Raw genomic sequence first — 14089 nt, 5'->3', positions numbered from 1 at the left:
ATCAATGCCTTTTGATTTTATAAATACGCATCTGCAGGCTCGCCTGCAAGATGCACTGCTTCGTAAACGCCACGTAGTACATCACGCTACAGCACGCACCATAATGGTTAATAATAAAACCTACCTTAACTTTGCCAGTAACGACTACTTAGGCTTTGGTGATGAGGCTGTTAACCTTAATGACTCCCACGCATTAGGGAGTCACAGCTCAGCATTGGTTACGGGTTATCAGGCTCAGCAAAAAGCGCTTGAACAATACTTATGTGAGCAATTTGGTTATGGCGCAGGAATGTTATTTAATTCAGGGTTTAGCGCTAATAGCAGCGTAATTAAAGCGTTGTTTCAAGATAAAGCGGCTGCGCAAAACAGCACTATTTTTCAAGATAAGTTAAATCATGCAAGTTTGATTGACGGGGCTATGAACTCAAACGCGGCTTTAGTGCGTTTTAATCACAACGACATGAACCATTTACGCTCACGGCTCGAAAAATCAAAAGCGCAAAACAAGCTTATTATAAGCGAAGGCGTATTTTCGATGGATGGCGATACCGCGCCTCTTAAAGAATTACTCGCACTTGCAAAACAGCACAACGCATGGCTAATGATTGACGACGCACACGGCTTTGGTGCATTAGGCAAAACCGGTTTGGGCAGTTGCGAAGCGTTTATTACTCAAACGCTGCCAGATATATTAGTCATTACCTTTGGTAAAGCAGTGGCTAGTAGTGGCGCGTGTGTATTGGGCAGTAAACAGTTTATTGATTACATGCTGCAATTTAATCGCGATTACACGTATTCAACCGCCATGTCACCGCTTATGGCAAGCCACACACTTGCGCGTATTAAAAGCATAAAAACAGCTGATGATAAACGCGATAAGCTAAATGCCAATATTGCATTATTTAAGCAACTCGCTAAAAGCCATAATATTGCTGTAATGGAGTCAAACACAGCCATTCAGCCCATTGTATTAGGCTGCGCTGAGCAAACGTTGCAAGCGGCAGATAAACTTAAACAACAGTGTATTTGGCTCACTGCAATTAGACCGCCGACGGTTGCACATAACACCTCACGTTTACGCATTACTTTAACCGCCGCACATACCGAGCAAGACATAACGCACTTAGTTAAGCATTTAGTAGGTGCAATAGCATGACTGCTCAGCCAGTATTAAAAACAGACCTAGTGCAAACACAACTTGTAAAACCTTGCCTAGTAAGTAGCGAATTGGATATAGAGATAAACAAGGATTTAAGCAAGGAGCTAAATAAGGAGCTTAAAAAGTCTACACAAAGTAAGTTTTCAAAAGCGGCGGCGAGTTATAACGCCCATGCAAATGTACAAAAAAATGCTGCGAGCGATCTATTTTCACTCATAAAACCAGGCTTTAATAAAAATAAGCTTTGTGTTGATTTAGGCGCAGGCCCGCTTGTTAATACACATACCTTACAAAGTATGTTTGCAAGCGTTATTGCCATGGATTTGAGCATAAGCATGCTGCAAAGTAGTAATTTAACCGCACCAAAAATATGCGCCGATATGGATAACTTACCGCTACAAGCAAACAGTGTTGATGTAATTTACAGTAATTTTGCAGTGCAGTGGTCTGCTAATTTTTCGGCTTTAATGCAATCACTTTACAGCATATTAAAACCAGGCGGGCAGGCGTACATAAGCGCTGTGGTAGAGGGCTCACTTAACGAAATAAAAACAGCCTTTGCAGCGCTTGATTCTAACAGCCACATAAATACCTTTAATAGTGAGCTGCATATAAACCAATCAGTCCAAAATGCAGGGTTTACTATTAATAGCGCTAAAAAACGTATTTACACCGATGAATACACAACACCTTTAAAAGCTATTGCCTCAATTAAAGCTATAGGTGCAACTACGCAAAATCATACCAATACGCGCCAAGGGTTACTTACTAAATCGGCGCTACAAAAAGTATGCAGTGCGTATCCGCTTATAAATAATAAAGCATGTGTGTCTTATCATGTGGTGCTGTTATCATTAAAAAAAAGCGATTAATTGCTCAAGTTAAAACTTAAACCAAAGTTAGATTCAGATCATAAGGCAAAGCATGAAAGAATTTTTTATAACAGGCACCGACACCGATGCCGGAAAAACCCACGTTACCAGTTTGCTATTAAAGTTACTTGCCCAACATAAAAAACAAGCTATTGGCTTTAAGCCCCTTGCTGCTGGCTGCGAAATGGCGTTCAATCAGCTAGTAAATGCTGATGCTCTCATACTAATGGAAAGCGCAACAGTAAGCGCTAAATACGACGTAGTTAATCCGTTTGCGTTTGCACCCCCTATTGCACCGCACATAGCCGCTGAGAAAGTTGGAGTGAGTATTACTGTAGATAAACTAAGTGATGCTTATAAAAACGTAAAACAACAGGGCGCTGACATCATCCTTACTGAAGGTGCTGGTGGTTGGGCATTACCTATTAATAAAAACGATTATTTATACGACTGGGTTAAAGCAGAGCAACTGCCGGTAATACTTGTTGTTGGTATGAAGCTAGGTTGCTTAAATCATGCGTTACTAACCGCTGCGCATATGCAAAGTATGGGTATAAACTGCGTTGGTTGGATTGCAAACCAAGTCGATAAAAATATGGACGAGTACCAAGCAAACCTTGATTCACTTAAAGCACGTTTACCGTTTCCAATACTTGCTATAAGCCCATACAGCGAGCAAACTCCTAAGTTACAAATATACAAAAGCTTGCTTAGTGCGTTATCTATAAACACTTAAGTGGTTTTAAAAAAGTTACTTTTTTAGGTAAATCTTGAAATAGTCAGCCTTAGTACACATATAAACGTTTATAAATACATAGCTTGCTTAAAGACAATGTTACTAAGGACATAACGACTATATGACGCACCCATTTATTGAAAACTACGCCCCAGATGCGCACGTAAGCGCTGAGCCAAAGGCACTAAACTATGGCTTACCTAAAAAACGCGTAGGTATAATTGGTGGAGGCACAGCTGGCGCCACAATAGCCATTAGGCTTGCTGCGTTAGGGTTAGAAACTTATGTGCTTGAAAAGAAAAAGTCGTTAATTGATGGCCCTCCAATGTGCCATTTGCACGCAGGTGGCAACTTATATCGTGAAATACCCGACGAAGACTGCATAGATTTACTTAAGCAATGTATAGATATTGCGCGCCTTTATCCTCACACCATAGATGTTCGTCCCACAGTATTTGCCGTACCCAAGCGCGATGACGATTCACCGGAGGATTTATTTCCGCGTTTAGATAAATTAGTAAAATCCTACAGCGAGCTTGTTGAGCAAGATAGCGCTAATAAAGTATTAGGCGAGCCAGAGCATTATTATCAGTTATATAGTTATGAGCAAATGCTAAAGCTTGCTAAACAAAAACAAGTAGCCAAGCCCACGTCGTTAGATGAGTGGATGATACCCGTTGCTAAGCATTTAGATTTAGATAAGCTAAAGTTTCCGCTAATTGTTGCACAAGAATATGGCTGGAATATTTTTCGTTTATCGGCCAGTGCACAACTCGCTCTTGCACAGTACAAACACGCTCACGTTTTAACAAGCACCAGTGTTAAAAATGTATCGCCAGTTATAAATACCAATAATGATAAGCAAACACTTAAGTGGCGCATTGAATACCAATCAGAGCCAAGCCTTGATGAACAACCTGTTACTCAAACCGATACGCAAACCATTGAGGTAGATTACCTTATTAATGCGTGTGGTTTTCAAACCGGTATTATTGACGACCTCGTTGGGGTAGATGTAAAACGCATGGTCGAATTTAAAGCCTCTTATATAACTCATTGGCAAGGTGCTGGTGGGCAAATACCCGAAATAATTATTTACGGTAACCGTGGCACGCCAGAAGGTATGGCGCAGCTAACGCCTTACCCTAACGGGTATTTTCAAATACATGGCATGACTAACAACATTACATTGTTTAATGATGGGTTAGCTGATGCAACGCCAATGAGCGCACAACCTAAACTTCCCAATAAATACCTGCATTATATTAAAGATGGCTGGGATGAAGCAGCCTTGCAAACACGCACCCAAACAGCAATTGATTATGTAGCCGAGTTTGTACCTGCATTTAAAACAGCTAGCACACAAAATAATGCCTTGTATGGCGGGCAACAAATCCCAGGGGATGACGACACTTTGCGCGTAGCCGATGTAAGTTTATATTCGCATATTAGTTACGCACGGGCCGAAAATGTTAAAGCATCGTCAACGTTAATAGCGGCAGATCAAATAGTGGGTGAGTTTATAAAATTAGGAATAATAAGCAGCGATCCTGCTGTAAATCATCACCGCAGTGCCCACCAATGGTCGTACCTTAAATATAATAGCGGCGAAAAAATTGACGAAGTTGCACGCATATTAGCAGGTGAGCGTGGTTTTCCAATTGATATGGCAGAACTAAATAACAGCTTGTAATAAACTGATTTATAAAGAAACTTCAGTCTTAAATTTGCTATAAAACGTCTCTCAAAAAAATTATCAATAAACACATAAATAACACTTGTGTTATGACATAGTTTGTCACAGAATAGCGCTAACGTTATGACATAGTGTGTCATAACGTAGTGATTGCTTTAACCTAATTTATTTTAAGCGTTCGGTGATCAATATTAATTTTGTGAGGACAATATGAAACGTGTATTTTTGTTTTTATTAACTAACCTAGCGGTTATGTTGGTATTAGGTGTAGTGCTTTCAATAATAATGAGTGCGCTGGGCTTAAGCCATCGTAGTCTTGGCGGAATTTTACTTATAGCCACCGTATTTGGTTTTGGTGGATCGTTTATTTCGTTATTTATGTCGAAATGGATCGCTAAAAAATCAACCGGCGCGCATGTAATTACGCAGCCCCGAAACGAAACCGAACATTGGCTTATACAAACGGTATCTGCGCAAGCAAAAAAAGCAGGTATTAAAATGCCAGAAGTGGCTATTTACGACAGCCCAGAAATGAACGCATTTGCAACCGGCCCAAGTAAAAACAACTCGTTAGTGGCAGTAAGCACAGGCTTAATGCACAACATGACAAAAGATCAAGCCGAAGCCGTACTTGCCCACGAAGTATCGCACGTGGCTAACGGCGACATGGTAACGCTTACCCTAATACAAGGCGTGGTAAACACCTTTGTAATATTTGCTGCAAAAGTACTGGCAGGCATAGTAGATAACTTTATTAATAGCGATGAAGAAGAGGGCGGCAGTAGCTGGACATACTTCTTATTCGATATGTTATTCCAAGTATTATTTGGTGTGCTAGCAAGTATAGTCGTGGCAAGTTACAGCCGTAAACGTGAATTTGCAGCCGACAGCGGCGCGGCAAAACTAGTTGGTGCCGACAAAATGCGTTCTGCCCTTGAGCGTTTAAAGCAAAACCATCCGTCGCAATTAGAAGGTTCAATGATGGCCTTTGGTATTGCAAGTGGTAAAGGTGTTGCTGAGTTGTTTTCGTCGCACCCACCGCTTGATGCACGAATCGACGCACTTCGTAAGTAATTATGTAAAATAGTTAATATACTAAGCCAGCTTAATTGCTGGCTTTTTTATGTTTACGTTAAAATACCAAAACACGCATGCACTGTGTTTATATACAGTACCTTGTATTGCTTTATAAAATCGTTACTTTTTTAAGCTATATGTGTTTACGGAGTTATTATGTATAAGTAAACTAAAATAATTTAAAAGCCAGCAATGCTGCTGGTTTTAATACTTAACATTTAATACTTAACAAGGATGCTTATTGTAGTGGAAAAGATGCAGCAAACTAAAGAATGCATTATGTGTTTTAGCGCTATAGATTCACGCGCTACAAAATGCCCGCAATGCACCTCACTTCAAGCTAAATATTCTAACTTAGAAAACAATCCCATTATTATTGGTGCATTGGCCTTAATTATTATTGGTATTTTTGGGTTTATTTTTTATCAAAATATATATGTAGCAGGGCTTGAAGAACAAGCACAAAAAAACCTAACTGCTAATGTAAACCAAATAAGCACTAAAAATGAAACCGATGGTTTGTATGTTGCCTGTATAGGGCAAATAAAAAATGAATCAGATTTTTCGTTTAAAAATATAAAGTTTAAGATCGATTTTTTAACAAATCAAAACGCACTAGTCGATACGCTATCAATAACCGACGAAGACCTAATTCTACAGCCTAATGACTCAACAAACTTTAGAGTAAGAGGGATAGCCCAAAAGTCTGCTAATAGTTATAACAAGTGCCAAGTAACAATAACCGATGCTTGGGCCTATAAATAAAAATGAATTTTTACGATTAAAAAAACCAGCTAAAAAGCTGGTTTTTAATATAAATAAATCTTTATTACTGAGAAAGGATAATCTCGGTAATACCTTCAGCAGAGAGTATTTCAATCCAGTAGCCGTCAGGATCTTTAATAAAGGCTAAGCCTTTCATTGAACCATCATCTGGTTTTTTTACAAACTCTACATCGTATTTTGCAAAGCGCTCACTGGCTGCGTAAACATCCGGCACGCTAATACCAATATGACCAAAGCCTTTAGGTTCTTGGTTACCGCTGTGGTAACCCTCAAAGCTGTCGTCGTTTTCAGTGCCCCAGTTATGGGTAAGCTCAATTAGCGCAGGGCGACGAAACACCCATTCTGCTTTAGTTTTATCATCACCTTGTGGTAATTCTTGCTCGTAGCCTAAAAAGTAAAGCGTAAACTTCATACCAGGAAAATCATACTTACCTAACAGCTTCATACCTAATACATTTTGGTAAAATTCAAGCGACGGCTTTGGATCTTTAATACGTAACATAGTTTGTTGCATAACAAAGCCCTGAGTGGCCTGTTCAACTTGTTCTGGAGATTCGTTATAGTTAGACATGGTGATCCTTTTAATGATTGGTATTACATCAATATATTCTAATACACTTAAAAATTTTATTAACCCACATAAAGTAAATATTATAAAAAAGCCAGCTTATAGCTGGCCCATATCAATAGTCATATTAAACTATTAGTATAATTCTTTGATACTTTTAGTAAAGTCAGATGCTCGTCTTGTCATTTTATGACCTGATTTAACTTTTAAAACAGTATCATCAAGTGAAAACTCACTCTTTGAATCTTTAAAATCTTGTTTTGCTGAAACAGTAACCTTTGTCAACAGTGCTAACTCTTCTTTATAATCAGCATCATCTTTACATATTTCAGAAACAGCCTCTAAAACAGCTACTGTGCGTTGACCCGCATGAGACATAATCCATTGGCTTTGGTATCTATCATCAGCAAGCTTAGCTTCATTAGCAGCAGCCATTTTCTTAAAGTCATCCCAATCAACATTTACATCTAATTTAGCGTTTCCACAAGAAGCTTTAACTTTTGCAACTTCTTCTGCAATACTTGCATCTGCAGCTCTAATTGCTTTTTTGTCTTTGATAGATGCATAAGCAGATGAGCTGCAAACAGCAATAATAAGTCCGGCTAAAATTTTTTGTTTCATAACTTCTTCCTTTTAGTGTTTAAAAAATATTATATATTGCTTCATAACTAACTTCAGGCAGATTCTCTACCTGGTTACCTAATTGAATCGTGAGTTCGCTTTTATTTAACTCTGCACTTTGAGTATCGGGAGTGCTCGATGGTAAAACCTTAACACTTTTTATATCTTTTACTGCTAAGGCATAATCATTGTCAATTAAACATACTTTTTCTAATGATTGTAAATAAGCTGAAAGTTTAGATGGGGTAGTCTTCAAATTGTTTTTGCCAAAGTTAGACCAAGCGACATCAAGGACAATTTGCGTACCACACTTTTCATTAAGGCTTTTTAAATGTTTTTTATACAACTTTTTAGCTTCAATTTTGCTAAAGGTTTCAAATTGTCGTTCTTTGTATTTTTCAATAATTCTTCTTTCTTTAGCTTTGTCTATAGAGCCCTGATAAATAACTTTAGTTACAGTACCATCGTCTAAATATACATTTGAATAAGAAACTAGAGTGCCAGATATTATTGTTTGGTCTTTATCGTTTCTAAAATTAACATTAGGCATGCCAATTAGTTTTAGGTAATAGCCTTCTCCAATATCGTTTTTGAACCTTTTATATAATAAAGTCTGCTCATCGAAGTGATGCTCGAATCCTCGGTAGTTAACATAGTATGTATCTTGTTTTTCATTAGGTACAATGAATAGCTGTGCTTCACGCTCTGAGTCATAACTGTAATAAACTTTGGATGTTTCGGTGGCAGATAATACGTTGGTAGATAACAAAAAAGCAGATAAAATTAGTGGTAATTTCATGTTTTAGTCCTTTAAGGTAAATATTAAATAAAATATTACATCCAGTAATTTAGCAGTACTATACTGCACTCTTTTATTTGCGTCAAAATTTACAGTAATAGATTTTATTAATATTATTTACATTCATAATTAGTGTAAAAAAGCAATAAGTGGTCGCTATTTAAACTGACTTATCTATTTCACCTTATCAGTTTAGCAAGAGCTTAAACTACTGACACGAGGATTATTTACTTCTAGTGATTCCCTAAGTGAAAACAGCTCTTAACATAAAAAAGCGAAGACGTAAGCAGTCAACATACAAAATTAACCTCACTATCCTGTAACCGCTTAGCCTCAGTAACGCAAAGTAATAAACGCCATGTAAAAATAGAGCGCGACAGCCTTGGCCGCGTAACTGCGCAGCATGCAAGCCTTGCAAGCGACTCACATATCGTTAATAACGCCAATTACTACAGCTACACAAAGCAAGGTAAAATTGCGCGTGCACATAATGCGCAATCAACACTTAAACAAACGTTTGATAAAGGCGGCAGGCTACTGTGCGCCGAGCAAGTAAATAACCAGCAACAAGCGCATACCTTAAAATACAGTTACGACGAATACGGCAAAAGGCAAACCCTTACCCTGCCAGACTCAACCACGCTTAAATACAGCTACAACCAGTTTGGCCAGCTAAGCGGCATTAACTTACTGCAAAACAATAGCAAAGAGGTTGAACTTGCGAAGCCGCTTGTAACATTAAGCTACGACAGCCAAGGCAATATTAAAACCCAGCAGTTTGGTAACAGCATAACCCTTACTCAACAGTTTGATGTATTTAACCGCTTAACGCAGCAGCAGCTTACACATCCATCGCAAACATTATTTGATACCTGTACGTACAACTACGACAGCGTCAACCAGCTTATTGCCCGTAAAAACGAAGGCGTAAGCAGCCAAAATATCAATTTTGAATACAACAGCCTCGGCCAGTTAATACAACAAAAATTGGCAGGCTCACGTGCTGATACAACCACATACTACCAGTGGGATAGCTTTGGTAACCCACAAAGCCAAACAGTTAAATCAAACACAAGCGATGCAGACCTTAGAGATACAGGCGAGCAGGGGATAGAACATGATGCAGCCAGCAACGAGTATACAGCCAGCTCTTCTATTGATTTAACGCGCGCCACCCATAGCGAATACAATGAGTTAGCAGCAAATAGTAGTGAAAGTAGTAGTAAAAATAGTAGCAACGCTGACTCAGTAGCAAACAATGAAGGCACTAACAACACCACAATAAACAGTGCCACCGACGCCGACCGCCTAACACACTTTGGCGACAGCGACTTTTACTACGACGAGTTTGGTAACCAAATACGCGAAACCGGCAAAGGCATTAAAACCCGCCGTGAATATAACGCATTTAACCAGCTAAGCTGTTTTAACAACAACGGCACGCTCACCCAATACGATTACGACCCACTCGGTCGGCGTATCGCAAAGCATACCGAGCACGGTAAAATTGATTACATTTGGGATAACGACCAGTTAATCGGTGAATACCAACACGGTGAATATACCTGGTATATTAACCTGCCTAATCAATTTCACCCGGTCGCGCTAATTAAACAAGGTGAGGTGTACTACTACCACCTAGACCAACTGAATACTCCATGTTTTGTAACCAACAACAAAGCAGAAGTAGTGTGGGAAAATCAAGCCGATGTGTATGGTTATGAAGAATCAGAGATAAGCAATAAAAATAGCTTCACTCAGCCAATTCGTTTTCAAGGGCAGTATTTTGATGAAGAGAGCGGCCTGCATTACAACCGTTATCGCTACTACAGCCCAAAACAACAGCGATTTATAAATCAAGATCCAATTGGTTTAGTGGGTGGCATAAACCACTATCAATACGCGCCAAACCCGGTGAATTGGGTGGATCCAATGGGGCTGTTGTGTAAAGAGGGGCAGGCAAAAGTAAAAGCAGCGCTTGATGCAAAGCCAGAGATTTCAGGTGATCTTAGAAGCCAAATAGAAAATATTTGTAAACAAGAGCAATCAGGATGCACAGCTGACGAGATGGTTGAGCAGATTAATGCCTTTGATGCAGTTACAGGCGGACTTGATTTATTTGTTTCTGGATTATTCAACTCAGTAGTTGATGTTGTAGCTGGTGGTGCAGGTATTGTCACTCTCGCTATGTCAGGAGGTGATATAGATGCAGCGGTTCATACCATAGAAAGTGTACAATCCAATCAAATAGGCCCATTTACTGATGCAGGGCAAGCCGTATCAGAGAAGTTAGCTCCGATCGTGCAAGAGTATTATGAAGACAATATGGCAGCGCTTGGTGATGCGACGCTTGAGGCGACAGGTTCACCAGCACTTGCTACAATGGCGCATAAATCTGTTGAAATTGCTGCTACCTTAGCTGGCGGTAAGACTGTTTTGAATGGGACTAAAGGTGCTAAAAATGCATTAAAAGCTTCAAATAACGAACCAGAATATTATTTCTGGTAGTGGCTCTGATGTGCATATGGATGGACATAAAATATATGATTCAAATTTCCCCGCATTAAGTACAAATCCAAGTGCGCAATATCGCTTTTCTGACCCTACGTATCGCCCAACTGGTGAAGATGTTTACTTTGGTGAAAATGTTGTTACCTCATATGTAGAAGTCCGTAAAAATTTAGATGGGAAGTCTCTGTTTGTTGGTGATGTGCGAGTGGATAATATTTTGGATTTGACAGATCCGAATGTGCTTAAAAAAATGAGTATTGACCCAGCAAAATTGGCTGCGAAAGTCGATAATCCTGTTCAGCAGAAAACAATATACGGTTATACAAATCAGATTTCCAACCAAGCATTCGACGCCGGTTATAATGGAATTTTGTATCCAAGTAGTAGAAAGAACGGAAATAATCGAGCAATTACTTTGTTTGGTGGTCGCTATGACTCTGATGCAATAACGTTAATTTTAGATAGGAAAATAAGCCCATGAGCAATTTAATTTTACGGGGTGCAGATGAACTTGGTATTCAGCCTGCTAAAGTCAAGGGCATGGAACAGCATGGATTATGCTATTTCACTTGGCATGATAGTGAAGTAGTTGGGGGGCAATGTTCCTGTTGTAATACAATCGTCTGGGCTACGGCCAGAACTAACGCTATATTGGCAGAGGTTAAGCCAAACTCAGTTCCAGATAGCGGGAGTGAATATAGGAAGTACTACAAGGGTAAACTTGACCGATTTTTGTTAAGTTTACCTGAGTGCCCTTCTTGTAGCGAAGCAAAGTATGATCGCTTCATCAATAATGTATCTTTCCCGCGCTTTCCTGATGGAACAGATTTTGATGATAGCGAAGAGGATATCGAGTTAATTAATATACCTCCGAATAGTTTAAAGGTTTGGTGGCTTAAAGAAAGTACTTAGATTCGTTCTGAAAATAAACTAGAAACTAAGAAAATAAACTAGACATATATGGACGATCCCTTGAAGTCAATAAGTAAATAGACACCGAAGTAAATAAACTAGACACCAATCTTAATTTTATACAAAGTACTACCGCTGAATATCACGTTGCGTGCGCCGTGCATTTTAATGTGGAGAGACCACTTTACTGGTCAATCTTACGAGCATCGTAGAGGGAAAGAAATAAACTTGACACCCATCCTAATTTTGCAGTTTGGCGAACTAAGTACTAAGCTTTTATCAGAGCGAAAAATTAGCAGGGTATCTTATGGCAATCGCAAGAAAGCGCCAAGTAAGTTTGGCCGATACAAAATATTACCACTGTATCTCGCGTTGTGTTCGGCGTGCATTTTTATGTGGCGAAGACCATTTTACTGGCAAGTCTTACGCGCATCGAAGAGGCTGGGTAGAAGAGAAGTTACTTATGCTTACCAAAGTGTTTTGTATTGACGTGTGTGCTTATGCTGTTATGAGTAACCACACGCACTTAGTGTTGTATGTTGATGATAAAAAAGCAAATAGACTGAATGATAAAGCAATTGTTATTCGCTGGCATAAACTGTGTAAAGGCACGTTACTCACGCAAAAATACATACAAGGTGAAAAGTTAAGTAAAGCTGAGCTTATCTTTTTTAATCAAACAGTCAAACAATATCGAGAGCGCCTATCAAGTATTAGCTGGTTTATGCGCTTATTGAATGAAAATATTGCTCGTAGAGCAAATAAAGAAGATAACTGCACAGGTAGATTCTGGGAAGGTCGCTTTAAATCTCAAGCACTCCTTGATGAAGCCGCACTTGCGGCCTGCATGGCGTATGTAGACTTAAACCCCATCAGAGCCAGAATGGCAAATACACCAGAAGACTCTGACCATACCAGCGTTCAAAAGCGACTAACATACGCAAAAGTTGGTAAACAGCCAAAAAAACTACTTCGCTTTGCAGGCATGTCACGTCAAATTATGCCAAAAGGACTCCCGTTTGAACTTAAATCGTACCTTGAACTTCTAGAATTAACAGGACGTTGTATACGTGAAGATAAGCGAGGGTATATTGAAAGTACACATTTGCCTTTACTAGAAAGAGTGAATATATCGCCAGAAAACTGGTTAAAACTCACAACCCAATTTACGCACGTATTTCATGGTGCAGTAGGCAGGCCCACTTCACAAATAAGTTACTGTGAAAATTTAAATCGAAAACGGCGAGCCAATATAAGTAATTGTGAAAAGCTATTAGCATAGATCTTAAATTACTCAGTAGAAAAGTTGAAACTGCATCATGCAGTTATTTTTATGCGTGTAATTTAGGTTTAACAGCGGTAATGTTTCATTTAATGAGTGCTTTATGAATAACGATAGAAAAAGAGATAAACGCTGAGTAAAAAAAAGTAAATCTAATAATACAGTTTTGCTTGTTAAATTAGAGTGGGTGTCTAGTTAAGTTTATGTTAAGTTAGAGTGAGTGTCTAGTTAAGTTTCCGACATAATGTCGTCCCCTGTAATGGAAAGCGTATTGGTCCAAAGTTACTCCCGAATTTAAATCAAGGTGCGTATGCTAGATTTGAAAGAAAAGTAAAAAAAGTAAGATAATAACATCGGTAAAGATATAGAAATTACGATAAAACCTAAATATAGTAAGAGTAATCAAACTAATAGACCAGATGATTTTACCGTATCTTATAAGGTCGCAGGGGAAAATTCGTGAAGTACAACTTTAAAAATCAGCAATGTGGTTAAATGAACGATAATATTCAAGAACTAATAATTATAGAAATAGCTCAAAATATTGACTGCAAATGGGATAAATTTACTATTAATATCGAAATAGATGATATTGATGGGGAGCTTGTTAGTAGTGATGAGAGTGAAATCTGGTTTAATGAAGAGGTTGGGGAGTTTGATTTAACTCTTGAAGCATCAGAGTATTTTGAGCAGTTGCGCGAGATTATGTCTAAAAATGATCTAGAAAACAGATATTGGACAATATGTGATTTAGAAGTCCTAAGTGATGGAGCTTTCAAATATAAGTTTTCATATGAGGAACCACCAAGGTTGAGTACTTTAAAGAATATTTAAAAATAACAAGTCATATATGAACGCCCCCTTTAAGTAAAGACGAGTCAATGTATAAACATCTTAGACGATGCTTTTATTCATTATCTTGTGTCCCATTTCACAGTAATAAACTGTGTGATTCATAGAGATCGTTTCAATATACTATGACGCTATGAACAAAGAAATTAAACAACGTTTAAAGTGGATTGAGCTTTACGAAAAAACTAATAATGCGGGCCTAGTTTGTCGTCGGTGTG

14 protein-coding genes are annotated in these 14089 nt (G+C 38.6%); 11 read left to right on the top strand and 3 right to left on the bottom strand.

Going from position 1 to position 14089, the window contains the following annotated elements:
- The first annotated feature begins 4 nt into the window (after positions 1–4).
- The 6 genes from H5118_RS03000 (at position 5) to H5118_RS02975 (ending at position 6305) form a co-directional block, all read left to right on the top strand.
- Positions 5–1156 (top strand): 8-amino-7-oxononanoate synthase, encoded by a 1152-nt coding sequence (locus H5118_RS03000; protein ID WP_182747751.1) that lies wholly within the window; start codon positions 5–7, stop codon positions 1154–1156.
- Positions 1153–2031: a methyltransferase domain-containing protein gene (locus H5118_RS02995; RefSeq protein WP_182747749.1), complete on the top strand. Its 879-nt coding sequence runs from the start codon at positions 1153–1155 to the stop codon at positions 2029–2031. Before H5118_RS03000 ends, H5118_RS02995 begins: the two co-directional genes overlap by 4 nt.
- Positions 2032–2083: 52 nt before the next feature.
- Complete coding sequence (gene bioD, locus H5118_RS02990; RefSeq protein ID WP_182747747.1) at positions 2084–2767, top strand: dethiobiotin synthase; 684 nt, start codon at positions 2084–2086, stop codon at positions 2765–2767.
- Positions 2768–2888: 121 nt separating this feature from the next.
- Positions 2889–4460, top strand: coding sequence for an FAD-dependent oxidoreductase (locus H5118_RS02985; RefSeq protein ID WP_182747745.1), 1572 nt, complete (start codon positions 2889–2891; stop codon positions 4458–4460).
- Between the two features lie 213 nt (positions 4461–4673).
- A complete protein-coding gene (gene htpX / locus H5118_RS02980; RefSeq protein WP_170070868.1) occupies positions 4674–5537 on the top strand; it encodes a protease HtpX in 864 nt (287 codons plus the stop codon).
- A gap of 258 nt (positions 5538–5795) precedes the next feature.
- A complete protein-coding gene (locus tag H5118_RS02975; protein WP_259397884.1) occupies positions 5796–6305 on the top strand; it encodes a hypothetical protein in 510 nt (169 codons plus the stop codon).
- A gap of 64 nt (positions 6306–6369) precedes the next feature.
- On the opposite strand, the gene gloA is transcribed toward H5118_RS02975, so the two are convergent.
- From gloA to H5118_RS02960, 3 genes are all read right to left on the bottom strand, one after another.
- On the bottom strand, positions 6370–6897 hold the full coding sequence (gloA, locus tag H5118_RS02970) for a lactoylglutathione lyase (RefSeq protein WP_182747743.1): 528 nt from the start codon (positions 6895–6897) through the stop codon (positions 6370–6372).
- 132 nt (positions 6898–7029) lie between these two features.
- Positions 7030–7515 (bottom strand): hypothetical protein, encoded by a 486-nt coding sequence (locus H5118_RS02965; protein WP_182747742.1) that lies wholly within the window; start codon positions 7513–7515, stop codon positions 7030–7032.
- Between the two features lie 19 nt (positions 7516–7534).
- Entirely contained in the window at positions 7535–8314 is a 780-nt protein-coding gene (locus H5118_RS02960; RefSeq protein WP_182737301.1) for a hypothetical protein, read from the bottom strand.
- A gap of 987 nt (positions 8315–9301) precedes the next feature.
- Between H5118_RS02960 and H5118_RS20790 the strand changes: the two genes are divergently transcribed.
- The 5 genes from H5118_RS20790 (at position 9302) to H5118_RS02935 (ending at position 13853) form a co-directional block, all read left to right on the top strand.
- Positions 9302–10822, top strand: a complete 1521-nt coding sequence (locus H5118_RS20790; RefSeq protein WP_310736086.1) for an RHS repeat-associated core domain-containing protein — start codon at positions 9302–9304, stop codon at positions 10820–10822.
- 16 nt (positions 10823–10838) lie between these two features.
- Positions 10839–11306, top strand: coding sequence for an RES family NAD+ phosphorylase (locus tag H5118_RS02950; protein WP_182747740.1), 468 nt, complete (start codon positions 10839–10841; stop codon positions 11304–11306).
- Entirely contained in the window at positions 11303–11737 is a 435-nt protein-coding gene (locus tag H5118_RS02945; RefSeq protein WP_076924327.1) for a hypothetical protein, read from the top strand. The genes H5118_RS02950 and H5118_RS02945 overlap by 4 nt, the downstream gene beginning before the upstream one ends.
- 307 nt (positions 11738–12044) lie before the next feature.
- On the top strand, positions 12045–13019 hold the full coding sequence (locus tag H5118_RS02940; RefSeq protein WP_182747738.1) for a transposase: 975 nt from the start codon (positions 12045–12047) through the stop codon (positions 13017–13019).
- Positions 13020–13514: 495 nt separating this feature from the next.
- Positions 13515–13853: a hypothetical protein gene (locus H5118_RS02935; protein WP_182747736.1), complete on the top strand. Its 339-nt coding sequence runs from the start codon at positions 13515–13517 to the stop codon at positions 13851–13853.
- Positions 13854–14089: the final 236 nt, after the last annotated feature.

The organism is Pseudoalteromonas sp. SR41-1 (assembly GCF_014164015.1).
GTDB lineage: Bacteria > Pseudomonadota > Gammaproteobacteria > Enterobacterales > Alteromonadaceae > Pseudoalteromonas > Pseudoalteromonas distincta.
This window is presented reverse-complemented; position numbering and strand designations above follow the sequence as displayed.

Excerpts from the sequence above, each read along its gene's own strand:
- H5118_RS03000 (WP_182747751.1), top strand. The coding sequence starts at position 5 with ATGCCTTTTGATTTTATAAATACGCATCTGCAGGCTCGCCTGCAAGAT.
- H5118_RS02995 (WP_182747749.1), top strand. The coding sequence starts at position 1,153 with ATGACTGCTCAGCCAGTATTAAAAACAGACCTAGTGCAAACACAACTT.
- bioD (WP_182747747.1), top strand. The coding sequence starts at position 2,084 with ATGAAAGAATTTTTTATAACAGGCACCGACACCGATGCCGGAAAAACC.
- H5118_RS02985 (WP_182747745.1), top strand. The coding sequence starts at position 2,889 with ATGACGCACCCATTTATTGAAAACTACGCCCCAGATGCGCACGTAAGC.
- htpX (WP_170070868.1), top strand. The coding sequence starts at position 4,674 with ATGAAACGTGTATTTTTGTTTTTATTAACTAACCTAGCGGTTATGTTG.
- H5118_RS02975 (WP_259397884.1), top strand. The coding sequence starts at position 5,796 with ATGCAGCAAACTAAAGAATGCATTATGTGTTTTAGCGCTATAGATTCA.
- gloA (WP_182747743.1), bottom strand. The coding sequence starts at position 6,897 with ATGTCTAACTATAACGAATCTCCAGAACAAGTTGAACAGGCCACTCAG.
- H5118_RS02965 (WP_182747742.1), bottom strand. The coding sequence starts at position 7,515 with ATGAAACAAAAAATTTTAGCCGGACTTATTATTGCTGTTTGCAGCTCA.
- H5118_RS02960 (WP_182737301.1), bottom strand. The coding sequence starts at position 8,314 with ATGAAATTACCACTAATTTTATCTGCTTTTTTGTTATCTACCAACGTA.
- H5118_RS02950 (WP_182747740.1), top strand. The coding sequence starts at position 10,839 with ATGGATGGACATAAAATATATGATTCAAATTTCCCCGCATTAAGTACA.
- H5118_RS02945 (WP_076924327.1), top strand. The coding sequence starts at position 11,303 with ATGAGCAATTTAATTTTACGGGGTGCAGATGAACTTGGTATTCAGCCT.
- H5118_RS02940 (WP_182747738.1), top strand. The coding sequence starts at position 12,045 with ATGGCAATCGCAAGAAAGCGCCAAGTAAGTTTGGCCGATACAAAATAT.
- H5118_RS02935 (WP_182747736.1), top strand. The coding sequence starts at position 13,515 with ATGAACGATAATATTCAAGAACTAATAATTATAGAAATAGCTCAAAAT.